The 21422-nt window shown below is 73.8% G+C and carries 26 protein-coding genes; 9 read left to right on the top strand and 17 right to left on the bottom strand.

Annotated elements, in window-relative coordinates; genetic code table 11:
* Positions 1-13 precede the first annotated feature (13 nt).
* The 4 genes from ECOMGDLI_RS23230 to ECOMGDLI_RS23215 form a co-directional block, all read right to left on the bottom strand.
* Positions 14-994 carry a LacI family DNA-binding transcriptional regulator gene (locus ECOMGDLI_RS23230; protein WP_088319296.1) on the bottom strand — a complete coding sequence of 327 codons (981 nt, stop codon included), beginning with the start codon at positions 992-994 and terminating at the stop codon, positions 14-16.
* A 77-nt stretch (positions 995-1071) separates the two neighbouring features.
* Entirely contained in the window at positions 1072-1974 is a 903-nt protein-coding gene (locus ECOMGDLI_RS23225) for a helix-turn-helix transcriptional regulator (protein WP_198955115.1), read from the bottom strand.
* A 158-nt stretch (positions 1975-2132) separates the two neighbouring features.
* Positions 2133-3086 (bottom strand): cold shock domain-containing protein, encoded by a 954-nt coding sequence (locus ECOMGDLI_RS36955; RefSeq protein WP_088319226.1) that lies wholly within the window; start codon positions 3084-3086, stop codon positions 2133-2135.
* A 140-nt stretch (positions 3087-3226) separates the two neighbouring features.
* Positions 3227-3715 (bottom strand): DinB family protein, encoded by a 489-nt coding sequence (locus tag ECOMGDLI_RS23215; protein WP_143447874.1) that lies wholly within the window; start codon positions 3713-3715, stop codon positions 3227-3229.
* A gap of 405 nt (positions 3716-4120) precedes the next feature.
* Here ECOMGDLI_RS23215 and ECOMGDLI_RS23210 point away from each other — a divergent pair, with 405 nt between their 5' ends.
* Both ECOMGDLI_RS23210 and ECOMGDLI_RS23205 read left to right on the top strand, forming a co-directional pair.
* Positions 4121-4693: a SigE family RNA polymerase sigma factor gene (locus ECOMGDLI_RS23210; RefSeq protein WP_158221115.1), complete on the top strand. Its 573-nt coding sequence runs from the start codon at positions 4121-4123 to the stop codon at positions 4691-4693.
* Positions 4683-6155 (top strand): non-reducing end alpha-L-arabinofuranosidase family hydrolase, encoded by a 1473-nt coding sequence (locus ECOMGDLI_RS23205; RefSeq protein ID WP_088319223.1) that lies wholly within the window; start codon positions 4683-4685, stop codon positions 6153-6155. Before ECOMGDLI_RS23210 ends, ECOMGDLI_RS23205 begins: the two co-directional genes overlap by 11 nt.
* Before the next feature lie 28 nt (positions 6156-6183).
* Here ECOMGDLI_RS23205 and ECOMGDLI_RS23200 read toward each other — a convergent pair whose 3' ends face one another.
* Positions 6184-6534: a hypothetical protein gene (locus ECOMGDLI_RS23200; protein ID WP_088319222.1), complete on the bottom strand. Its 351-nt coding sequence runs from the start codon at positions 6532-6534 to the stop codon at positions 6184-6186.
* A 162-nt stretch (positions 6535-6696) separates the two neighbouring features.
* Here ECOMGDLI_RS23200 and ECOMGDLI_RS23195 point away from each other — a divergent pair, with 162 nt between their 5' ends.
* The 3 genes from ECOMGDLI_RS23195 (at position 6697) to ECOMGDLI_RS23185 (ending at position 9030) form a co-directional block, all read left to right on the top strand.
* A complete protein-coding gene (locus ECOMGDLI_RS23195) occupies positions 6697-7302 on the top strand; it encodes a dihydrofolate reductase family protein (RefSeq protein WP_088319295.1) in 606 nt (201 codons plus the stop codon).
* A gap of 113 nt (positions 7303-7415) precedes the next feature.
* Positions 7416-8111, top strand: a complete 696-nt coding sequence (locus ECOMGDLI_RS23190; protein ID WP_088319221.1) for a haloacid dehalogenase type II — start codon at positions 7416-7418, stop codon at positions 8109-8111.
* Between the two features lie 70 nt (positions 8112-8181).
* Positions 8182-9030: a TIGR03620 family F420-dependent LLM class oxidoreductase gene (locus ECOMGDLI_RS23185; protein WP_088319220.1), complete on the top strand. Its 849-nt coding sequence runs from the start codon at positions 8182-8184 to the stop codon at positions 9028-9030.
* 69 nt (positions 9031-9099) lie between these two features.
* Here the strand turns inward: ECOMGDLI_RS23185 and ECOMGDLI_RS23180 are convergent, their stop codons facing one another.
* Positions 9100-10080, bottom strand: a complete 981-nt coding sequence (locus ECOMGDLI_RS23180; RefSeq protein ID WP_088319219.1) for an SDR family oxidoreductase — start codon at positions 10078-10080, stop codon at positions 9100-9102.
* 108 nt (positions 10081-10188) lie between these two features.
* Between ECOMGDLI_RS23180 and ECOMGDLI_RS23175 the strand changes: the two genes are divergently transcribed.
* Both ECOMGDLI_RS23175 and ECOMGDLI_RS23170 read left to right on the top strand, forming a co-directional pair.
* Positions 10189-11031 carry a helix-turn-helix transcriptional regulator gene (locus ECOMGDLI_RS23175; RefSeq protein WP_088319218.1) on the top strand — a complete coding sequence of 281 codons (843 nt, stop codon included), beginning with the start codon at positions 10189-10191 and terminating at the stop codon, positions 11029-11031.
* Between the two features lie 46 nt (positions 11032-11077).
* Entirely contained in the window at positions 11078-11497 is a 420-nt protein-coding gene (locus ECOMGDLI_RS23170) for a PPOX class F420-dependent oxidoreductase (RefSeq protein WP_088319217.1), read from the top strand.
* Positions 11498-11545: 48 nt separating this feature from the next.
* Here ECOMGDLI_RS23170 and ECOMGDLI_RS23165 read toward each other — a convergent pair whose 3' ends face one another.
* The 6 genes from ECOMGDLI_RS23165 to ECOMGDLI_RS23140 all read right to left on the bottom strand — a co-directional run bounded on the left by ECOMGDLI_RS23165 (position 11546) and on the right by ECOMGDLI_RS23140 (position 15661).
* On the bottom strand, positions 11546-12550 hold the full coding sequence (locus tag ECOMGDLI_RS23165; RefSeq protein ID WP_088319216.1) for a serine hydrolase domain-containing protein: 1005 nt from the start codon (positions 12548-12550) through the stop codon (positions 11546-11548).
* A gap of 165 nt (positions 12551-12715) precedes the next feature.
* The gene (locus ECOMGDLI_RS23160) at positions 12716-12919 is read right to left on the bottom strand and encodes a hypothetical protein (protein WP_143447873.1); all 204 of its coding nucleotides are present in this window, start codon (positions 12917-12919) and stop codon (positions 12716-12718) included.
* Positions 12920-13015: 96 nt separating this feature from the next.
* Positions 13016-13600: a hypothetical protein gene (locus tag ECOMGDLI_RS23155; RefSeq protein WP_088319214.1), complete on the bottom strand. Its 585-nt coding sequence runs from the start codon at positions 13598-13600 to the stop codon at positions 13016-13018.
* A gap of 246 nt (positions 13601-13846) precedes the next feature.
* Positions 13847-14251 carry a VOC family protein gene (locus ECOMGDLI_RS23150; RefSeq protein ID WP_088319213.1) on the bottom strand — a complete coding sequence of 135 codons (405 nt, stop codon included), beginning with the start codon at positions 14249-14251 and terminating at the stop codon, positions 13847-13849.
* A gap of 79 nt (positions 14252-14330) precedes the next feature.
* Positions 14331-14957 carry a basic secretory protein-like protein gene (locus ECOMGDLI_RS23145; RefSeq protein ID WP_158221114.1) on the bottom strand — a complete coding sequence of 209 codons (627 nt, stop codon included), beginning with the start codon at positions 14955-14957 and terminating at the stop codon, positions 14331-14333.
* Positions 14958-15082: 125 nt separating this feature from the next.
* Positions 15083-15661: a mismatch-specific DNA-glycosylase gene (locus ECOMGDLI_RS23140; RefSeq protein WP_158221113.1), complete on the bottom strand. Its 579-nt coding sequence runs from the start codon at positions 15659-15661 to the stop codon at positions 15083-15085.
* A gap of 81 nt (positions 15662-15742) precedes the next feature.
* Here ECOMGDLI_RS23140 and ECOMGDLI_RS23135 point away from each other — a divergent pair, with 81 nt between their 5' ends.
* Together ECOMGDLI_RS23135 and ECOMGDLI_RS23130 are read left to right on the top strand one after the other, a co-directional pair.
* A complete protein-coding gene (locus tag ECOMGDLI_RS23135) occupies positions 15743-16423 on the top strand; it encodes an RNA polymerase sigma factor (RefSeq protein WP_198955113.1) in 681 nt (226 codons plus the stop codon).
* Complete coding sequence (locus ECOMGDLI_RS23130) at positions 16420-16692, top strand: hypothetical protein (RefSeq protein WP_088319209.1); 273 nt, start codon at positions 16420-16422, stop codon at positions 16690-16692. Before ECOMGDLI_RS23135 ends, ECOMGDLI_RS23130 begins: the two co-directional genes overlap by 4 nt.
* 20 nt (positions 16693-16712) lie before the next feature.
* On the opposite strand, the gene ECOMGDLI_RS34825 is transcribed toward ECOMGDLI_RS23130, so the two are convergent.
* The 5 genes from ECOMGDLI_RS34825 to ECOMGDLI_RS23105 form a co-directional block, all read right to left on the bottom strand.
* Positions 16713-17399 carry an MOSC domain-containing protein gene (locus ECOMGDLI_RS34825; protein ID WP_158221112.1) on the bottom strand — a complete coding sequence of 229 codons (687 nt, stop codon included), beginning with the start codon at positions 17397-17399 and terminating at the stop codon, positions 16713-16715.
* A gap of 578 nt (positions 17400-17977) precedes the next feature.
* Positions 17978-18526, bottom strand: coding sequence for a GNAT family N-acetyltransferase (locus tag ECOMGDLI_RS23120; RefSeq protein WP_088319207.1), 549 nt, complete (start codon positions 18524-18526; stop codon positions 17978-17980).
* A 22-nt stretch (positions 18527-18548) separates the two neighbouring features.
* Positions 18549-19226, bottom strand: coding sequence for a GerMN domain-containing protein (locus ECOMGDLI_RS23115; RefSeq protein ID WP_088319206.1), 678 nt, complete (start codon positions 19224-19226; stop codon positions 18549-18551).
* Entirely contained in the window at positions 19223-20632 is a 1410-nt protein-coding gene (locus ECOMGDLI_RS23110) for a HAMP domain-containing sensor histidine kinase (RefSeq protein WP_088319205.1), read from the bottom strand. The genes ECOMGDLI_RS23115 and ECOMGDLI_RS23110 overlap by 4 nt, the downstream gene beginning before the upstream one ends.
* 31 nt (positions 20633-20663) lie before the next feature.
* Positions 20664-21368, bottom strand: coding sequence for a response regulator transcription factor (locus ECOMGDLI_RS23105; protein WP_088319204.1), 705 nt, complete (start codon positions 21366-21368; stop codon positions 20664-20666).
* Between the last annotated feature and the right edge of the window lie 54 nt (positions 21369-21422).

Genomic DNA, 21422 nt, shown 5'->3' with positions numbered 1-21422 from the left:
ATCCGGACGGGGCTCAGAGCGCCCGGCAGGAGGCCCGCTCGACCATGGTCGTGGGCAGCCGGACGTGCGCCGGGGCCGGCGTCGCGCCGTCGAGCATCGTCACGAGCATCTGCAGCGCTGCCGCGCCGATCGCCTTGAGCGGCTGCGCGATCGTCGTCAGCGGCGGTGTCGCCAGTGCCGACTCGGGGACGTTGTCGAAACCGATGATCGACAGGTCCTCCGGGATGCGCAGACCGAGCGACCGGGCGACCTCCATCGTCCGGATCGCCGACAGGTCGTTCGCCGCGAACACCGCGGTGGGGCGGTCCGGCCCCGACAGCAGCTCGCGGGCCGGGCCCTCGGCCGACTCGGCGCGGAACCCGCCGACCACGACGAGCCGCTCGTCGACCTCGACGCCGGCGCGTGCCATCGCCTCCCGGAACCCGCGCTCCCGCAGCCTGGCGGACTCCAGGTCCGGGCGGCCGCTGAGGTGCGCGATCCGACGGTGACCGAGACCGAGCAGGTACTCGGTGGCGATGACGCCGCCCGCGTAGTTGTCGGCGTCCACGGTCGGGACGTCGACCGGGCCGGTGTGCGGATCGACGGCGACCACGGGGATCCCGCCGATCTCCGCGTCGACGATCGTCGGCGTCACGACGATGGCGCCGTCGATGACGGAGCCGGCCAGCCGCACGAGCGACCGGCGCTCCCAGCCCACGGTCTCCCCGTGGTGACGGCCCGAGTAGGCGATGAGCTCGTACCCGGTGCTGTCGATCGCGTCCGACACCCCCTTGAGGAGCTCCGTGCTGAACGGCTCGAACTCGGCGACGAGCACGCCGATGACGTTCGTCCGCAGGCTGCGAAGGCTCCGGGCGCCGAGGCTCGCCTCGTAGCCGAGGTCCGCGATCACGCCGAGGACCTTCTCCAGGGTGGCCCGGGAGACGCCGTACCGGCCGTTGACGACCTTCGAGACCGTCGCGACGGAGACACCGGCCTCGCGGGCGACGTCGGCCATCTTGACGCGCCCTACGGTCTCCACACCCGGGATAGTACCGATGCGCGGTGGACAACGTTATCCACCGGTCGTCCTCGTCAGGTGACGTGGCGCCCTGCGTCGGCGGTCGCCGGTGGGCTCTTCCGGCGTCGTTCCCGGCCCTCGACGAGCTCGGTGAGGAGGTCGATGGTCTCCGCGTGCGTCAGGCTGAGGTCGCCGAGGCGGTCGTACACCTGGGTGTACCGCTGCACGTGGTCGTGGCGGTCGATGTAGAGGGCGCCGAGGAGGTGCTCGACGTACACGACCTCCGGCAGGTCCTCCTGGTGGAAGCGCAGCATGGTGAAGGCGCCGCAGCCCGCCGCGTGCACGGAGCGTTCGACGGGGAGCACCTGGAGGGTCGTCGTCGACGCCTTGGCCAGTGCGAGGAGGTGCTGCAGCTGCTCCAGGCGCACCTGCTCGGATCCGACGGGACGTCGCAGCGCCGCCTCGTCGACGATCGCCCGGATCTCGGGGGCGTGCGCCGAGGTGACCAGGCGCTTGCGGCGGCTGCGCAACGCAACGGCCCGCTCCACGTCGGCCTCCGACGGTGCGGGCAGCCTCGAGGAGATGACGGCGCGGCTGTAGTCGTCGGTCTGCAGGAGGCCGGGGACGAAGTGGGTCTCGTACGCGCGTATGGATCGCGCGGCCTGCTCCAGGCCGATGTAGTCCTGGAACCAGCCCGGCAGGACGTCCTCGTACTCCCGCCACCACGGGGGCCGGTTCGCCTCGCGGGCCAGCTGCAGCACCGCCGCCCGCTCGGCCGGGTCGGTCACGCCGTAGAGGATCAGCAGGTCGGCGACGTCACGCTCCTTGAAGGAGACCTTCCCCAGCTCGAGCCGGCTGATCTTCGACTCGGAGGCCCGGATCGTGTAGCCCGCTTCGGACCGGGTGATGTTGTGCCCTTCGCGCAGCCGCCGCAACCGGACGCCGAGCATCATCCGTCGTGCGGTGACACTCCCCACGGTGTGCTCGCTCACAAGTCCCCCCTGAGTGACCTGGGCGGCCCGTGAACGGTTGGTGCGTGGCGGTTTTCTGGGCCGCCTCCAGCCTAGTCGATCTACGCGTAAGGGCCCGTCGACACCTCGACGGTGCAGCGGTGCGCGCCGTGGCGGGCGCCTGCTCAGAGGCGCTCGACGCGGTCTGCCTGCGGACCGCGGTCGCTCTGTCGCACGGCGTAGCGGACCCGCTCGCCCTGCTGCAGAGGCGCGGCGCCGGCCACGACCGAGACGTGCACGAACAGGTCGGCGCCGCCGGCGTCGGGGGTGATGAAGCCGAACCCGCGGTCGGCGTCGAACCGTGCGACGACACCTTCCCCGCCGCGGGCAGGGCCGGCCTGGGCCGGCCCGTCGGCCGGCCGGCGCCGGGCGGCCGGTTCGTGCCGGGCCGGCGGAGGCCCGCCCGTGCCGCCGCTGCCCTGGACCAGGTGGACGTCCCGCGCCTGCGGGCCCCTGTCCCCCTGGACGACCTCGTACGTGACCCGGTCGCCCTCGGACAGCCAGGTCAGACCCTCGCCGAGCGCCCGGGCGTGGACGAAGACGTCGTCACCACCCGAGTCGGGGGTGACGAAGCCGAAGCCCTTGCCCTCGTCGTACCAGGAGACGGTGCCGTCGGCTCCGTCGCCGGCGGCGGGCCGGGCGACGTCGGCGGCCAGCGGCAGCAGGTTCTCGGCCTGCGGGCCGCGTTCGCCCTCGCCGACGAGGAAGGCGACCCGCTGCCCCTCGCTGACGACACCGCCGGTGACGATGGCGGAGCTGTGGACGAAGATCTGCGGTCCGCCGTCGTCCGGTGCGACGAAGCCGTAGCCCTTGCTCGGCTCGTACCAGACGACCGTGCCCAGCAGACCGAGCGCGGAGTCCGGGGCCGCCTCACCGGTCACGCGGACGCGGAGCGCCTGCGGGCCACGGTCTCCCTCACCGATCTCGAACTCGACGGCCTGGCCCTCGCGAAGGATCTTCGGGCCGCCGGACGAGGCGATCTCGGAGGCGTGGACGAACAGGTCCTCGCCGCCGTCGTCGGGGGCCAGGAACCCGAAGCCCCGGTCGGGGTCGAACCAGCGGACGACTGCATGCGGCACTGAGGGCTCCACGTGGAGGTTTCGGGTGCGGCCTCGGCCTCGCGTCGTCACGACGACAGACTCCGGCCCGGCACGTCCGATGCTACCGGGCGGGGCCGCGGTCCGTGGGAGCCGACCGGAGCGGCCCCCGGTGCCCGAGGTCAGCGGGCGAGGAGGGCGAGCGTCCGTTCGACCTGCTTGACGTGCGGGCGCTCGTGCCGGGCGAGCCGCTCGGCGTAGGTGTGGACCGTCCGGGGCACCGGCCTCCCGGCACCGACGAGGATCCCGGTGCGCTGCCAGTCCTCGGGGGACAGGGGTTCCAGGACGGCGAGCAGGGCCCTGCGCTGACGGACGAACGCCCGCAGCGACGGGGCGAACTGCAGGTCGGGGTAGTCGGTCCTGGTGATCCAGACCCGCGGCTCGGTGCCCCGGATCCGGGGCTCGTCCTCCTCGACGATCCTGGTCGCCGCCTCCCCCCACCGGTCGGCGCACGCCCGCAGGTGCGCCAGCACGTCGTTCGCCGACCACTCGTCCGGGGCCGGCGCCGTCCGGAGCACTTCCGGGGCAACGCCCCTGCTGAGGTCGCGCAGCCGCGCGGGCGTCGACCGGAGCTGGGCCAGCACCTGCTCGACCGTCATCGGCTGGGGCACGGTCCTCCCTCGGTTCCCGGGTCGACCAGGATGCTAGGGCGGGATCCGGACGTTCTCCGTCCGGGTGTGCACCGCCGCCGGCGCGGCCCCACCGGCGGCGGGTGCACGATGATGAGTGCTCCGGATCGGCGACGCAGGTTTCCCCGACCGCGGAAACGGCGGGTCCGAGCCCTGCGCGACCGTCCCGGCGGTGCGGATCGTGACGACGGGCACGCGCTCGGTGACCGCAGGGGACCCGGGGAAGAAAATCCGCCGACCGGGGAAACCTTTCCCCCCACCTCGACGCACTGATGCATGTGACCGATGGGTGGGCGGGGAGCTGTCGTGGGCGTCGCACGGGATGGGCGCGGGCCGAACGACGTGGACCGCGGAGCCGTCGGTGAGGCAGCGTTGACCACGGGCACCATGTCGCCCCCACGGTCGACGGCCGAAGAGTTCGCCGAGTTCGTCACCGCCCACGCACGGGGCCTCGGCCGGCTCGCCTACCTCCTCGTGGCGGACGCGCACGCCGCGGACGACCTCGTCGCCGACGTCATGCTCGCCGCCTGGAAGCAGTGGGACCAGGTGCGCACCGCGAACCATCCCGTCGCGTACCTGCGGCAGGTCATGGTCAACCAGGCGGCGGCGCGCCACAAGCGCGTCATCCGGGAGCGGCTCGGGCTCGAGCGGCTGCGGGACTTCGTCCCGCGCAGCAGCCCCGCCCCCGACAGCGACGCGGTCGTGGACGTCCAGGCGGTGCTGCAACGGATCCCGCCCCGCCGACGGGCGTGCCTCGTCCTGCGCTACGCGTTCGACCTCAGCGACCGTGAGGTCGCCGAGATGCTCGGGGTGACCGTCGGCGCGGTCAAGAGCCAGACCTCGAAGGCGGCCGCGCAGTTCCGCCGCGAGCTGGAGAACGGTGCGATCCGCACTCCGCAGCCGAGGGAGTCCGGGGAACGCGTGCGCTCCCGGGCGGAACGGAACGGTCATGTTCGCTGACGACCTCTCCGGTCCGGACCCCGCGGACGACGGCCGGGACCGCCCCGCGAGCGACGACGGCCGCGCCATCGGCGACGTCCTGCGCGCGCACGCCGACGGATACTCGGTGGACGTCGACGCGCTGCTCGTCCGGCTGTCCGCGGAGTGCGGGCCGCTGCGGCCGGAGCCGTCGTCCCCGCCGACGACGGTCCTGCGCCGGGTGGCGGTCGTCCCCGACCCGACCCTCGCCGTGCGGCGGCGCGCCCGGGTCCAGACGGCGTTGGCCGCCGCCGCGTGCGTCGCCGTCATCGTCGGCGGGTCGACCGCCGTCCGGCTCGTCGGCGGGGACCAGGGGGCGCCCGGACCGGCAGGGGTGGCCGGCCAGGGCGGGACGACACCCCAGGAGCGGCCGACGCTCGGCGTCCCCGTCCCACCGCCACCGACCGGCGGGACGCGGGGCGGCACGCGGTCCGTGCCTGCGCTGCCGCCCGCGACGTCCGTGTCGTCGACGCCGTCGGCGCAGGCGTCGTCCGGCGGCTCCCGCCTGCCGTCGACGTCCTCCTGGTCCGCCTCGGGGCCGGTCATCGCGCCCCGGTCCGACGTGACCGGGCGCACCGTGGGGATCAAGGACCCGTCGGTCGTCTACCACGACGGCCGCTGGCACGTCTTCGCCACCGCCGTCGCGCCCCCGGCGCTGGGTCTGGTCCACCTGAGCTTCACGGACTGGTCCCGGGCCGCGGCCGCGCCGCAGGACCACCTCGAGCTGTCACCCCTCGGCCCGGGCTACCGCGCCGCACCGCACGTGTTCTGGTTCGCGCCGCAGAAGCTCTGGTACCTCGTCTACCAGACGGACGGCAACGCCTCGTACTCGACGAACCCCGACATCGACGACCCCCTGGGCTGGAGCGCACCGAAGAACTTCTACCCGAGCACGCCGAGGACCGTCAGCGACCGCCTCGGCCGGGGCACCTGGGTCGACATGTGGGTCGTGTGCGACAGCACGACCTGCCACCTGTTCTCCACGGACACCAACGGACGCCTCTACCGCTCGCAGACGCGGCTCGGCGACTTCCCCCGAGGGATGGGCGAACCCGTCGTGGCCCTCGAGGAACCGACGGGCAACGACCTGCTCGACGGTGCCGCCGTCTACCGGCTGGCCGGCGGCGGCGGGTACCTCCTGCTCGCCGAGGCGATCGACGGTGCGGGTCACCGCTACACGCGGTCGTGGCTGGCGCCGACGCCGGCCGGGCCGTGGACGCCGCGCCGCAGCCCGTTCGCGACGGCGGGCACGGTCGCGTTCGCCGGGTCGCCGTGGACGCAGGACGTCGCCCAGGGCGAGCTGCTGCGGGCCGGGGCGGACCAGACGATGACGATCGACCCGTGCGGCCTGCGCTACCTCGTCAGCGGGCACCGGCCCGTGGCCGACGGCGCCCCGGTGCCCTGGCGGATCGGCCTGCTGTCCCAGGCGGGCCCCTCCTGCTGATCCGGCCGCTGAGGCGCTCACGCGTCCATCAGCCCGAGACGCGGTCGAGGTGCTGGAGCAGCTCGTGCGCGGCCAGCTCGACGTCCTTGTGCCGCCACTCGGCGGCCCGGTAGACGCAGGCGATGAGCCCGGACCGGTGCACTCGGCGGAAGTCGCCCACTGCGAAGGCGTACCGGGCCTTGGTCTCCTCAGCGGCGCCGTCGGTCAGGCCCAGGTGCCACCGGCCGTACTCGTCCCACCCGTGCCGACGCAGGTACGCGTTCTGGCTCTTGGCGTCCGGCTGGACCGTGCCCCAGTCGCTGCGCAGCACGTAGCGACGCTTGCCGATCGCCTCGCGGAGGAACACCACGGCGTCCTCGTTGACGGAGTAGCTCGCCATCCCACCAGTGTCTTCGCGGACGCGCCGCGCGCCCGTCCGCGTGCACGTGCCCGGTCGGGTCGGGTGTCCCTGCGGCGGAGGGCGTCGCCGGACGATGACTTCGGGGGTGTCGGCGGGTCCGTCCTGACGGAGAGCACGGCGCGACGACCCGAGGAGGTCTCTGTGCGCGAGCTACTGGTCGACTTCATCACCTCGCTGGACGGGTACGCATCCGGGGACGGCTGGCCCGGCTGGTGGGGCCTGCAGGGGCCCGAGTACCTGGCGTGGCTGCAGCAGCAGCCCGAGGTGACCTACCTGATGGGGGCGAACACCTACAGGCTCATGTCGGGCTTCGCCGCGGGCGCCCTCCCGGACGGGACGGCGGAGCTCGGCGGCGAGGAGGGCGAGTCGGTGGACGGCCTCACGAGGGCGCCGAAGGTCGTCTTCTCGGCCTCGCTCGAAGATCCCCTGACATGGCCCGGCTGCACGCTCGTCCGCGGGGACGCCGTGGCGGCGGTCCGTGCGATGAAGCAGGAGGGGGACGGGCTGCTGAGCACTCTCGGCAGCCTGGGCCTGAGCCGTTCGCTGCTGCGCGCCGGCCTGGTCGACCGGCTGCGGGTCGTCATGTTCCCGGTGATCACCGGCGCCACGGGAGCCGAACGCATCTACGACGGGTACCCGGACGTCGCCCTGGAGATGACCGACAGCCGCACCTTCGACGGCCGCACGCAGCTCGTCGAGTACCGTCCGCGGGTGCTCGACCGCCCCCCACTGGCCACCGGGTCGTGACGGTCCGCCCCGGCGGCCCGCCCCGGGATCGGTCATCGCCTGCTTGAGACGGACCGCGGCGTGGCACGACGGGTCACCTTGTGCCGCGTCGGCGCCGGGGGCACGATCCCCGCATGCCCTCCCGTGCGGTCCTGTTCGACGTCAACGAGACGCTCTCCGACATGGCGCCCCTGGCGCACCGGTTCTCCGAGGTCGGCGCGGGGCCGCACCTGCTGCAGACCTGGTTCGCGGCGCTGCTGCGGGACGGGTTCGCGCTCGCCGCCGTCGGCGAGCTGCGCACGTTCGCCGACCTCGGTCGGGAGGGGCTGCGCGCCGTCCTCCACGGGGTCGTGCCTGCGGCGGACGTCGAGTCGGCCGTCGAGCACGTGATGTCCGGGTTCGCAGGGCTGGGCCTGCACCCCGACGTCGCCGACGGCGTCCGGGCCCTGGCGGACGCCGGCGTGCGGCTCGCGACGTTGAGCAACGGGGGCGCGGCCGTCGGCGAGCGGTTGCTGCGCGACGCGGGGCTGCGCGACCGGTTCGAGCGGGTGCTCTCCGTCGAGGACGCCGGCGTCTGGAAGCCGGCCGCCGGTGCGTACCGGTACGCCGTTGCCGAGCTGGGGGTGGCGCCGTCCGACCTGCTCATGGTCGCCGTCCACCCGTGGGACCTGCACGGCGCCGCGGCTGCCGGTCTGTCGACCGCGTGGGTCAACCGCGACGGGCGCACCTGGCCCGAGACGTTCCGCCGCCCGGACCACGAAGTCGCAGCGGTCGGCGAGCTCGTCGGGATCGCCGCGGGGCCCGCGGCCGGACGAGCAGGCAGGCCCTGATGCGCCGGCCGCTCGGACCGCCGGCGTCCGGCGACGGACGACGACGCGCACACCGACGGAGGGGCGGACGATGACCTGGAACGACCGGCTGGGCGCGGTGGGTGTCTGGCGTGGCTGGACCGCGACCGACGCGGCGCTGGCGCGGACCGTCGAGGAGCTCGGCTACGGCACCGTCTGGCAGGGGGCGACGCCGACCTCGGACCTGCGGGCGGCCGAGGAGCTGCTCGACGCCACCACGTCGCTCGTCGTGGCCACCGGCGTCGTGAACATCTGGCGGTCGGACCCGGTCGAGCTCGCCGACTCCTACCACCGCATCCGGGCCAGGCACCCGGGCCGGCTCCTCGTCGGGATCGGCTCCGGTCACAGGGAGGCCACCCCGGAGCGGGTGCGCCCGCTGGACGCGATGGCCGCCTACCTCGACGTCCTCGACGATCGCGGTGTGCCGGTCGAGGACCGGCTGCTGTCCGCACTGGGCCCGAAGATGCTCGCGATGGCGGCCGAGCGCAGTGCCGGCACCCACCCGTACCTCACGGTCCCGGCGCAGACCCGCGCGCAGCGTGAGCTGCTCGGGCCCGGCGTGCTCGTCGCCCCGGAGCAGACCGTCGTCCTCGACGACGACCCGGTGTCGGCGCGGCGGACCGCCCGAGCGTTCCTCGAGATGTACCTCGGGCTGGTCAACTACACGAGCACCATGCAGCGGGCCGGGTTCACCGCGGACGACGTCGCCGACGGTGGCAGCGACGCCCTGGTCGACGCGATCGTGGCCCACGGCAGCGCAGGCGACCTGGCGGCCGCGGTGCGGGCGCACCTGGACGCGGGCGCCGACCACGTGTGCATCCAGGTCCAGCCCGCGGCGGGCGATGTCGTCACTGCGCTGCGGGCCGTCGCCGGCGGCCTGGGGCCGGCGGCGCGGCGCTGAGTCGACGAGCCGGTCCGCACCCGTTGCCGTGACGGCCGTCCGAGGGAAGAAGGCGCTCGCCTCGCACCCTCAGGCCTGGCGGGCACCGGGCCCGGGTCGACCGGGTGCGCCGGTCGTGGGGAACGAGACGCCGGCCAGCTCCTGCGAGACGTCCCAGAGCCGGCGGGCCGCCTCGGCGTCCCGCAGCGGCGGGTACGGCGACTGCTCGGCCGGTGGGCCACCGAGGCGGCCGGGTCCGGACGGCCCGTAGAAGCGGCCGCCGCCGTCGGGGGTCGTGGCGGCGAGCAGGGCCGGCCCGGCGGCGGACTCCGGTGTCCCGACGAGGACGCCGCGGGCGGAGAGCACCCGGATGACGCGCACGCCGACGGTGTCGCGGTTGCGGCCGACCTCGGGCCGGGCCGACAGCAGGCTCGTCGGTGCGACGCCCGGGTGCGACAGGTTGCTCGTGACGCCCCAGCCCGCCGCCCGGCTGCGGCGGTCGAGCTCGAGACCGAACAGGCCCAGAGCGATCTTGGACTGCCGGTAGGAGCGCATCCCGTCGTACGAGCGCTCGGCGTCCAGGTCGTCCCAGGTGATGCCACCGCGGGCCGCGGCGACGCTGACCTGGGAGGTGACCCGGGCGGATCCCGCGCGCAGCAACGGGAGCAGGTGCGCGACGAGCGCGACGTGGCCGAGGTGGTTCGTGCCCCACTGCAGCTCGTGGCCGTCGACGGTGGTTCCCCGCTGCGGCGGTGTCATGACCCCGGCGTTGTTGACGAGCACGTGGACCGGGCGGCCGTCCTCGCGCAGCGTCGCGCCCAGCGCGGCGACGGAGTCGAGGGACGACAGGTCCAGCGGCAGCAGCGTCACGCGGGCGTCCGGTGCCGCCGCACGGATCCGGGCCGCGGCGTCCTCGCCCTTGCGGGGGTTGCGGACGGGCAGGACGAGGTCGGCACCGGCCACGGCGAGGCGGGTGGCGATGCGCAGGCCGATGCCGTCGCTGCCGCCGGTGACGACGGCACGTCGTCCGGCGAGGTCGGGCAGGCGGAGCTCGGTGGTGCGGCGGGTCATGGGTCTCTCCTGGTCGTCGTGTGGTCCGATCGTCGCCCGGGGGCCGGGCGGTAACCAGGACCTGGCAGGTCACTGTTCGCGGGGCCGCGACGGCAGGAGAGTGGGCGTGTGACGAGTGACCGGGACGGGCTGGGCGGCTTCCTGCGGCACCGGCGGGCGGCCCTCCAGCCGGAGGACGTGGGCCTCGTTCGCACCGGACGCCGCCGCACCGAGGGGCTGCGTCGCGAGGAGGTGGCGGTGCTCTGCCACATGTCGACCGACTACTACGCCCGCCTCGAGCGGGGCACCGGCCCGCAGCCGTCGGAGCAGATGCTCGCCGCGATCGCCCAGGGTCTGCACCTGTCCACGGCCGAACGCGACCATCTGTTCCGGCTCGCCGGGCACCGGCCGCCCGCCGGGGACGCCTCCGGCGACCACGTCGGCCCGGGCCTCCTGCGCGTCCTGGACCGGCTGCACGACACCCCGGCCGAGGTCGTCACCGAGCTCGGGGAGACCCTGCGGCAGTCACCCCTCGGCGTGGCGCTCACCGGGGACATGGCCGGCCTGTCCGGCCCCGCCCGGAGCATCGGCTTCCGCTGGTTCACGGACCCGCGCAGCCGGCACCTCTACGCCGAGGAGGATCACGCGTTCCTGTCGCGGCTGTGGGTGTGCGGCCTGCGCGAGGTGCTGGCCCGCCGCGGTCGGCCTTCGCGTGCGGCGTTCGTGACCGACCTGCTGCTCGAGCGCAGCGGCGAGTTCTGCGAGCTCTGGGAACGGCAGGAGGTCGGGCTGCGGCCGCAGGCGGTCAAGCATTTCGTGCACCCCCAGGTCGGTGCGCTCGAGCTGGAGTGCCAGCAGCTCCTCGACCCCGTCCAGTCGCACTCGTTGCTCGTCTACACCGCCGCCCCCGGGTCGGAGAGCCACGAGAAGATGCAGCTGCTGTCGGTCGTCGGGACCCAGCTGACCCGCTGACGCCGGATGCCCGGTGGGCGGTGCGCTCGCTGCCTACCCTGGTCCGATGACCCCGAGCCCCGTCCCCGCCGACCTGCAGGTCCTCATCGCCTCCGGTCCGCTGACCCACCTGACCACCCTCAACGCCGACGGCAGCCCGCAGGTCTCCGTGATCTGGATCGGGCTGGACGGCGACGACATCGTCAGCGGCCACCTGGGTCGCCGGGTCAAGATCGCCAACATGGAGCGGGACCCTCGGGTCGTCCTGTCGTTCACCGCGCCGCACGACCGCACCACGTTCCTCAATCCCTACGCGGTGATCCGCGCGAGAGCGAGCGTCGAGGCCAGCGACCAGGCCTGGGACCTGCTCGACCGCCTCACCAAGGTGTACCTGTCCCCGCAGGCCGAGTTCCCGGCCCCTCGCGCGCCGGGGTTCGTCGTCCGCTACCAGGTCGAGCGGATCAGCGGAGTCGGTCCCTGGGCCTAGTGCGGCCCGGGCGGGCGCCGACGACGGCTGCCTGGGTCACCGGCACCATCAGCTGTCCGGATGGTCCCTGAGGAGCCGGACGGTCGGCCAGGCACCGTCCGACCAGTTCGAGATGACGGTGAAGGTCGTCGACGCCGCAGGCCGGTGCAGGCTCGTGAACGACACGCCTGCGTCGTACCCCTCGAGCCAGACGTCGTCGTCGCGCTCATGGAGGTGGAACCCGAGGCCGTAGCGCCTGGACTCCTCCGGCCACTCGCTGCGCGGCCGGATCATCTCGGCGACCCGCCGCGGCGGGACGATCCGGCCGGAGAAGAGGGCGTCCCAGAAGGCGCTGAGATCGGCGGCGGTCGAGTAGATGCCGCCGTCGCCGCTGCCGCGCACGGGCAGGTGCAGCACGTTCGTCCGCAGCCCTTCCGAGGACAGGTAGCCGAGCGCGGCGCGACCGGGCAGCTCGTCGGAGCGGAGGAACGCGGTGTCGACCATGCCTGCCGGCTCGGTCACGAGGGTGCGGACGAGGTCGTGGAACGGCGTTCCGGCGGCCCGTTCGGCCAGCAGCGCGAGGAGCACGTAGCCGGCGTTGTTGTAGGCGAAGCGCGTGCCGGCGGGAAACACGGGTTCGTGCCCCTCGAGGAGCGGGAGGTACTGCTCGGTGGTGGCGAGCCGGTGCACCGGCACCGGCATCACGTAGTCGCGCACGTCGCCGATCTCGTCCTCGTCGATGTAGTCGCCGATCCCGGATCGGTGAGCCAGCAGGTGCTCGACCGTCACGTCGTCGCCGATCAGCGGCAGGTCCTCACCGAGCAACGAGCGGGCGGTCGTGGCGAGCCCGAGCACGCCCTGCTCGACGAGGCTCACGACCGCCAGTGCCGTCAGGGTCTTCGTCCCGCTCGCCGTCGCGAACACGGTGTCGACCGCGTTGGCGATGCCGTGGCCGCGGTCCGCGAGACCGTACGCCGTGCAGAGCTCCGGTTCCCCCGCGCGGTCCACTCGGACCACTCCCGAGAACCCCGAGCGCGCCGCTGCGACACCCACCGCTTCCTGGAGTGATCGCATCGCCCGAAAGGTACGCCCGCTCCGTCGGAAGGCGACACCCGTTTTCCGATGCGCTGCGGGGAGCCCGACGATCCGTCGGGCGCGAGGTCGGTGGTCGGCGACGGCGTCGACCCGATGTCGCCGATCGCCGTACGTACCAGCGGAACGGCACGGGGTCGGTCGCGGTCACCCGGCAGGAGATGCCCGCAGCCGCGCGATCTCCTGCTCGGCCTCTGCGAGTCGCGCCTCGAGCACGTTCACCTGGTGCTGGGCTGAGCGGGTCTGCTCCTGCAGCCAGGTGACGTAGTCCTGCACCTGCTGCTTGTGATACCCACGGAACTCGCGCTCGAAGAGCGTGTCGATGCTGACGTCAGCGGCGTCGTCGTCCATGACCAGACCCTCCCGAACGCAGGGCGGCACGGCAAGCGCACCCCCGCGAACCGGGTGGTGTCGTCGTCACCGGCCCGGCCGGCACGGCGAACCTGGTCAGTTCGTGTCGCCGGTGGCCTGTCGGTCGTGCGCGGAGTCCTCGCGGTCCTTGGCGGCCTGCGCCCGGTCGGACTCGGCCTGGGTGCGGTCGACCGCGGACTCGGCGCGCTGGGCGCCGGCCGCGTCGCGCTGGGCGGCGGCGCGGTTGCGTGCCTCGACGAGCGCGAGCCGATCCGAGGCGCTGGCGTCACGGTCGAGACCGGCCCAGTCCCGGTCGACGGCGGCCAGGCTCCGGTCGAGCGCCGCGACCGCCACCGGCACCGTCGTCGCCCCGTGGTCGCGCTCCTGCGCGTCGAGGTCGCGGGCCCTGGCTGCCGTGTCGCGCCGGTCGGCCTCGAGGTCCCTGGCGTCCGCCGCCCGCAGGACCTCGTCGATGTGGGCGTCACGCTGCTCGCTGCGCCTGTCCCGTTCGTCCCCCTTCAGGTCACGCTGGTCCGCGACCCGGTCACGACGGTCGGCGGCGGTGTCCCGCTCGTCCGCCAGGCGGTCGCGCTCGTCCGCGTCGCGCAGACGCCGCTGCAGACGGCTCTCCGCGGAGTCGGCCGGGGCGGGCAGATCCTTGCCGTCCGTCGGCGTGTCCATCCGTTCCCCCGCTCCGACCGGAAGGCGCCCGGGCAAGGACGCGGCCACTCCTGGAGCCGTCCACCCTAGGCTGGTCGACCGCGGTCCGAAAGTCCGCCGACCAGGGAACGGGCAGACGCCGGCGGGCGTCCGCAGTTCGCCTCGATGGCCCCGGCTCCGGCGCAGTGCGGGGGCACCCTGCCGAAGCGTGTCACCGGACGACCGGGCCGGCGCCCGCCCGGCGCAGGAACGACGGAGCCTCCGGGCTCAGTCGCCCGGCGCGTGGTCCCCGAGCAGGTCCCAGCGGTTGCCCGCGATGTCGACGAAGACGGCGACCCGCCCGTAGGGCTCGCTCCGTGGCGGTCTCACGATCGTCGTCCCCGCCGCGACGAGCCGGGCGAGCGTCGCGTCGAAGTCGTCCACCCGCAGGAAGAAGCCGACCCGGTCGGCGACCTGGCGGCCGACCACCTCCGTCTGGTGCGCGCCGTCGGCCCGGGCCAGGAGCAGGCCGGTACCGCCGCCCGGCGGGCTGACGACGACCCAGCGTTTCGGGGCTCCGGACGTCGTCGTGGCCGGGCTGTCCGCGGTGAGCACGAAGCCGAGGACCTTCGTGAAGAAGTCGATCGCCTCGTCGTAGTCGTGCACGACGACGGTGACGAGGGCGAGTTCCACCGGGGCAGCCTAGACGGTCCCGCACATGGCGACGGATGAGTCCTCGACGCCCGCGGACGGTTGCTCTGACGGGGCGTCGTCACACGGGTCTCCACCCCGTCACCGACGCGCGCACGTACCTGGACCACAGCGCCGCGATGTCGTCGCCGGTCCGCGCCGCCCAGAACTCGTCGCCGTACGTGCCCTTGCGCAGAGCCGCGTCGAGGTCCTGGACGATGCCGTCGCCGCCGGCCTCGACGGCCCAGGCCAGGAACCGGGCGGTGGCCCGGTACCCGTCGGTGAGGGCGCTGCCGCGCTCGTACCGGGCGATCGACCACCCGCATGCGGCGTTGTCCCGGCCGAACCGGTACCGGGCGTAGTCGGCGACGCCCTCGACCCAGTGCCACCGATCGCCGTACGTGCCAGGGGAGTACGCCTGCACGAGGTGGGTGACCTCGTGGGTGACGACGTCGAGGTCGCGGGGATGGGTGCGGGCGTAGCCCGCGCTGACGGTGATCACGCCGTCCCCGGCGGCCGCGGGGCCGTCGGTGTAGCCAGGATCGATGACGAGGCGGATCCGGTTCGTCCACGCGGGGTTGAAGAAGTCGGTGATGTCCGGGACGACGTGGGCCAGGGTGTCGCGGTAGCCGTCGACCGTGGCGGCGGGCACCTTCGGATCCAGGACGCGGACGTCGACGTCGGGTGCTCGACGTCCCTCGGACCTCATCGCCCACCTCGCATCGACGGATGCCGTTCGCGCTCGGACGAACATGGTGCCACCGAACCGGTCCCCCGTCCGCCCGTGTCCCGCGTCGTCCTCCTCGTGGCGGGGCCGGTCACCGGGCACACGGTTCAGTTGCCTCGGATCGGGCCGTCGGTCGGAAGCGACCACCGGCGTAGGGGTGGACCCGGCGGGCCGAGAGTTCGTGCCAGTGCCTGGTACCAGACCAGTTTGGCGTCGAAGCCGGGGTAGGCGCGGTTGCGGCCGCTGGGGTTGGGCAGGACGAACACCCGGGATCCCGCGATGGTCGCCGACTTGGGTCCGGGGCCGGGTGCCGGCCGGGAGGCGAAGAACAACGGGTACAGCGTCAGGCCGAGCAGTGCCACCGTCTCCGGGCGGTGCGTGTCGACCAGGTTCTCCACCCGGGTGGCTCCGGCGCGCAGCTCGTGGAGGGGCAGCTCGGCGGCGGTCCGGGTCGCCCGCCGCACGGTCGAGGTGAGCCCGATGCCGTGGTCGAGCAGCTGGTGGGCCTGTGATGCCTCGAGCTCGTGGGGCGTCAGGCCGGAGGCGTGCAGGAGTCGCCAGAACGGGTTGCCGGGTGAGGAGAAGGGATGGCCGACGGCGGCGGACCGGGTCGCGGGGTTGATGGCGACGATCAGGAGGCGCAGGTCCGGCGCGAGGATGTCTGCGTCCGCGGGTCCGCTGGTCACCGGACCATCGTCCATCCGGCTCGCCGTTCGGGGCAGGGGCAGGTCCGGCAGGTGTGATCCGGGGCGGGGTAGTGTCGCCGGGTGCAGGCACAACCGCGCGCCGAGCAGTCGGTTGCCGCCGCGAGCGGCGCCGCACCGCGCGATGTCGTCTCGCAGGAGTGGGTGGACGGCCTGCAGGCCACCGGGGCCCGGTACCAGGAGTGCGTGGCCCGGTTGCACGCGCTGCTGCTGCGGGTGGCCCGGCACGAGGTGTCGCGCCGATCAGGGTCGCTCGGTCTGTCGGGCCCGGAGCTGGACGACGTCGCGCAGCAGGCCGCGGACGACGCCTTGATGGCGGTCAAGGCCAAGGTGGGCGACTTCCGGGGGGAGAGCCGGTTCACGACGTGGGCGTACCGGTTCGTGGTCCTGGAGGTGTCCTCGAAGCTGGGGCGGCACTTCTGGCGCAACCGTCCGGCCGACCTCGACCAGGACGGCTGGGAACGGCTGCCCGACGAGAGGTCGCCGGTGCCGCATGACGTCGTCGAGCACGGCGAGCTGTGGGACGCGCTCGGGGCGGCGATCCGGGACGACCTGACCGACCTGCAGCGGCGGGTGTTCGTCGCGATCGTGCTGAACGGGGTGCCGATGGATGCGTTCGCCCGGGAGCTGGGCTCGAACCGCAACGCGGTGTACAAGGTCCTGTTCGACGCCCGGCGCAGGCTGCGGTCGAGTCTGGCGGCAGCGGGGTACGTCGCGCCGGCACGGTCGGAGGAGAGGGCATGAACGGGCCGACGCAGCTGGAGCGTCTTCTCGGCGACGACCCGGACCGGTCGGACGGCGACGACGCGGCGCCTGTCGTGGACGCCGGGTGCGCGGCCGGGTTCGAGGTCCTGCACCTGTACGTGGAGTCCGAGCTCGCCGGCGGCGACCCGGCCGAGGAGCTGCCGGGGCTGGCCGTCCACCTGCGTCGCTGCCCGGCGTGCCACGAGGACTACCTGGGCCTGCTGGAGTCCGCCGGTCGGTTCGGCGACGCCGGCCCGGACCCCGTCTGACGGACGCCGGATGGCGGGCGTCACCCCGCCGTGCGTCCGTCGAGAACCCCGGCGACCTCGGAGACCTCGGCCGGGGTCAGGAGCCGGACCGGGTCCCCGACGCTGACGGTGCCGGGCACGAGGACCGCGGTGTCCAGTGCGAGCGTCCCGCCGAACCGGCGGTGGATGTCGCGAAGCACCTCGCCGTCGCGGGTGAGGGTGTCCGGGTCGAACGTCGTCATCACGCATCGCTGGCGCAACGAGTGCAGCTGCACGAGCACCGGTCCGATCGCCATCACGCGGCCCTCCCAGGTGCGTTCGGCCAGACCCTCGACGCCGCCCACCACGATGTTGGGCCGCAGCCGGCGACCGTCCCGCCCGAAGGCGGACACGGCACCGTCGGTGGCGACGAGCAACGGGAGCACGTCGAACCGCTCCGGCCCGTCGAACGCCACGAGCCGCGCGTCCGGACCGCCCGCCGCCCGGACCAGGTCCGCCACCTGCGAGGTGTGCCACGGGAAACCGTCGACCAGGACGGTCCCGTCCGGGCCTGTGGTCGCGGCGAGACCGAGGAGCGCACGGTGCCTGCGCGCGGTGACGAGCCCGCGGTCGTCCTCGACGTGCACGAGCCGGTCGCCGACGATCCCGTCGGCCTCGATCCTGGCCTGTGACAACGACTCTCCGCGCATCGATTTCACCGGGTAGCGCCACAGCTGCTCGACATTCATGCCTTGTTCGCGTCGTCCGCCCACCCCGGTCTTACCCCGGCCGAGGGTGACGGTCGTCTCACCGAAGGAGCCGGTGCAAGCAGCCGAACAGGGGTGGTGCCCGGCGGAGATGATCGCGTGCGGCTCGAGGGCGTTCGAGATGCGGCACCCACGGGCCGAAGAGACCGGGGGCGTGGTGGCGCCGAGGACGTGACGGACGAGCCGGGTGGTCAGGTTCACCGGACGCGCTCGACCAGTTCGAGGCCGTGCCTCCGCGGCCCGTGCCCACTGGCGGTGTTGACGTGGCCGAGATCGCCGAGGTGACGACAGTCGCGCCCCGGGAGTCAGCATGGCGCGAGGACCGGTCGAAGGCTGCCCAGGGTCGGTCACGCTGGCAGCCGAGACCGTCGCGAACGGCGGCCGGGCCGTGGGGGCGGGCGCGAACGTCGCGATGGCTTCAGCAGGAGCTGGTCGCAGCCACGCCGGTCGTCGACAGGGTCCGGGGTGTACGAGGCGTAAGCCATGTGATCGTGCGAGCGCCCGCAGGTCTGTTGCATCGGCCGGCCGATCGCGCGACGACGCCATCGGGCGAGACCGGGTCACGATCGGAGGCCGCGGTCCAGCCAGACCCTGTCGCGCAACGGGATCCCGTCGATGTCCGTCGGGCCCGGGTAACCGGTGGCTGGTGTGAAGGCATCTCGTTCCACCGAGAGCATCCGGAAGCCCTGACGCTGGTAGAAGCGCAGGTTGCCGATGTCCGCGGCGGCGGTGGCGACGAGGATGCGGTACAGCCCTGCTGCCGTCGCGCGCCGGACGGCGTCTGCGACGAGCAGACGGCCGATCCCTTGGCCTTGGTGCGTTGCCGCCACGGCCATGTTCTTCACCTCGACCTCGCCGGCGAGGGCGAGGTCACGGAGCGGGAGGTCGACGAGCTGGAGGTGGCCGACGAGCTCGCCTGCGACGTAGGCGACGAGCACCATGCCGGCATCGATGTAGGAGTCGAGCTGCTCCGGCGAGTCCTCGGCCAGCTCGAACAGCGGCCTCAGCGGCGTCCGGTCACCGGTCCAGGTGACGATGCGCACCGGGTCGGGCCCTGCCGCGGGACCCCGGCGGAGCAGTGCGCCGTCCGTGTGTGCGGCTCCGTCCATCGTGGCCTCCTCCGGGCGAGGGTCAGCAGGTCATCGTCCCCTGTCGGGCGGCACACGTCGTGCGGGTTTCGTGGCGACCCGGCGCCGGTGCCGCTGTCGTGAGCAGGGAGCGGTAGGCGCTCGCGCCGACCGGCCCGTCCGCGAGACGGCCGCCCGGCAGCGGAGCGGGGACCGGCCCGCTGTCGTCGAGCAGAACGACCTGTTCGACGCCGGGGACCGACGTCGCGGTGAGGATTATCTGGCCGGCAGCGAGCGGTAGCGCGTCCGGCGCCGGCGGACTGACGGCGAGCTGCACCCGGACGGTGGCGGTCCCGCGGTCGAGGCGGGTGAGCTCCAGGGACGTCCCTGGCGGGAAGACCGTGGCGAGCCCGGAGTCCCGCTGTGCTGCTGTGGGTCCCTGCACGAGCACTCCGAGCAGACGCTGCAGCGCCTCGGGGGCGGCCAGTCCGGTGACGTCGACGTCGACGGGGCGCAGCTGCGTCGTCCCGTCGACGAAGAACACCTGCGGCCCCCTGCCGGACCGGAGGGTGGCCGGCGGCTCGGTGCCGGTCGACGTCGGTGGTGTCGTGGCCAGGCCGTAGGGCAGCGCGGTGGGATCGACGACCGTCAGCCGACCCGAGCGTGGGGCGCCGCAGCCGCAGACCCCGGCGACGAGCAGCACCATGAGCAGGGCTCCGAGCGCCCGCAGCGGGCGGGTCACCGGTCGGCTCCGGCGGTGGTCCTCGGCAAGCGGATCGTGAACCGGGCGCCGCCGGCGTCGGTGTCGGAGCACCAGACGTCACCGCCGTGCGCCCGGGCGATCTGCCGGACGAGGCTCAGACCGAGCCCGGACCCGGACGTCGGGGTCCGCCGTCCGGCGCGGGCGAACCGTTCGAAGATGAGCTCGCGGTCCGGCCAGGGGACACCCGGCCCGGCGTCGTCGACGTGCACGAGCGCGTCGTCCGTGGACGTGTGCACGACGACGCGGGTCACGCCGCCGGCGTGAGCGTCGGCGTTCTCCACGAGGTTGACCACCGCCCGGCGGAGCATTCTCGGCTCGGCGCGGACGGTGACGGCAGGTCCGGGCGTGAGCAGGTCCGGGTCGCGTCCGCTGTCCGTGAGCGTGTGCCGGACGAGCTCGCGCAGGTCGGTCACCTTCCAGGATGTGTCGTCAGGGACCGCCTCGGCGCGCGCGAGCTCGATGAGGTCCTCGAGGAGCCGGCGCAGGCGCGCGAGACCCGTCGCGAGGACGTCGAGGAGCCGCTCGTTGCCGGGCGGCATCGCGGACGCCCGGCCCCGGAGCACCTCGACGCTGGTCACGAGGGCGGTGAGCGGTGTCCGGAGCTCGTGACTCACGTCGGCCGCGAACCGGGCGTCCCGGGCCAGGCGTTCGTCGAGGGTGTCGACCATGGCGTTGAACGACCCGACGATGGCGCTCAGGTCGGGGTCGTCGGTGGGGGCGAGCCGGGTCCCGAGGTCTCCGGCGGCGATCCGGCCGGCCGCTGAGCCGACCTCGTGGAGAGGGCCCATGACGACGTCGGCGAGGCGGCGCCCCGCTGCCAGGGCGACGGCGGCGGTGAGCAGGGTGAGCGCGAGGAGCACGGTCCGCAGGGTCGTCAGCGTCTGGGACAGCTCGTCGGCGGCGCGGATCTCGAACAGCTCGCCGCCGACCGCGGGCAGCGGGACGCCGACGACGACGGCCGGTCGACCGTCGAGCGAGGTCCACGCGTGCACGACGTGACCGTCGCGGACGGCGTCGAGGACGTCGGACGGGAGATCCTGTGCCGAGCCGGAGAGGGCGGAGCCGTACCAGGCGCCGTCGCGGCGCAGTGCGACGACCGTCGACGACTCGGCGGACAGCGATCCGAGGACCTCGCTGACGGGCCGGCCCGCCGTCCGCAGTCCTTCGCGGACCACCACCGCGTCCGCGAGCGTCGCCCGGGTCGCCGACCGTTCACGGAGGTCCAGCAGGTACCCGCGGGCCAGCACGAACGTCCCGGTGCCCAGGAACGTGGCGAGGAGCACCGAGCCCGTGGTGACCGCGACGACGAGCCGGCGCCGCAGCCCTGCCCGGCGCCGGGATCGCGGTCCTCGGGAGAAGGCCTGCACGTCGGCGAGGTACCTCACCGCGGGCCGTCCGGCACCGTTGTCCGTCCCCTCACGACAGGTCCAGCCGGTAACCGAGCCCGCGGACGGTGACGACGGTCCGCGGGGCGGACGGGTCGATCTCGACCTTCGTCCGCAGCCGCCGCACGTGGACGTCCACGATGCGCTCGTCCCCGAAGAACCCGCGGTCCCACACCCGTTCCAGCAGCTGCTGGCGGCTGAGCACCCGGCCCGGCACCGCGGCCAGCTCGCAGAGCAGCCGCAGCTCGGTCACCGTGAGCCCGACCGGTTCCGCACCCCGGTGCAGCGTCGCGGCGTCGACGTCGAGCACCAGCGCGGGTTCTGCCCCGTCGAGCACGAGCGGCGGCCGACGCTCATCGCCCGCCGGCGCCGACGCCGACCGGCGACGCAGTGCGCGCAGGCGGGCGCTGAGCTCCTTGATCTCGAACGGTTTGGTGACGTAGTCGTCCGCGCCGACCTCGAGCGCGGCGACGATGTCGTGGGTGTCCGCACGAGCGCTGACGACGATGACGGGAGCGCCGCACGAAACCCGTGCGGACCGGATGAAGTCGAACCCGTCCATGCCGCCGAGCATGAGGTCGACGACCATGACGTCCGGCGGGTCACGCCGGACGGCGAGCAGGCCGTCCTCGGCCGACGCAGCGTCGTCCACGGCGTACCCCTCGTCCTCGAGGGCCAGCCGCAGACCGATCCGGATCGCATCGTCGTCCTCGACGACCAGGACGCGGGAAGGCATGCCCTGATCCTCACCCGGATCCGGCGTTCCGGCGGCTCGTCGTGGCCGCTTGCC

This window comes from Kineosporia sp. R_H_3 (assembly GCF_002198675.1).
Taxonomy (GTDB): Bacteria; Actinomycetota; Actinomycetes; order Actinomycetales; family Kineosporiaceae; genus R-H-3.
The sequence above is the reverse complement of the archived record's forward strand: the minus strand, read 5'-3'. Positions and strand labels throughout refer to the sequence as shown.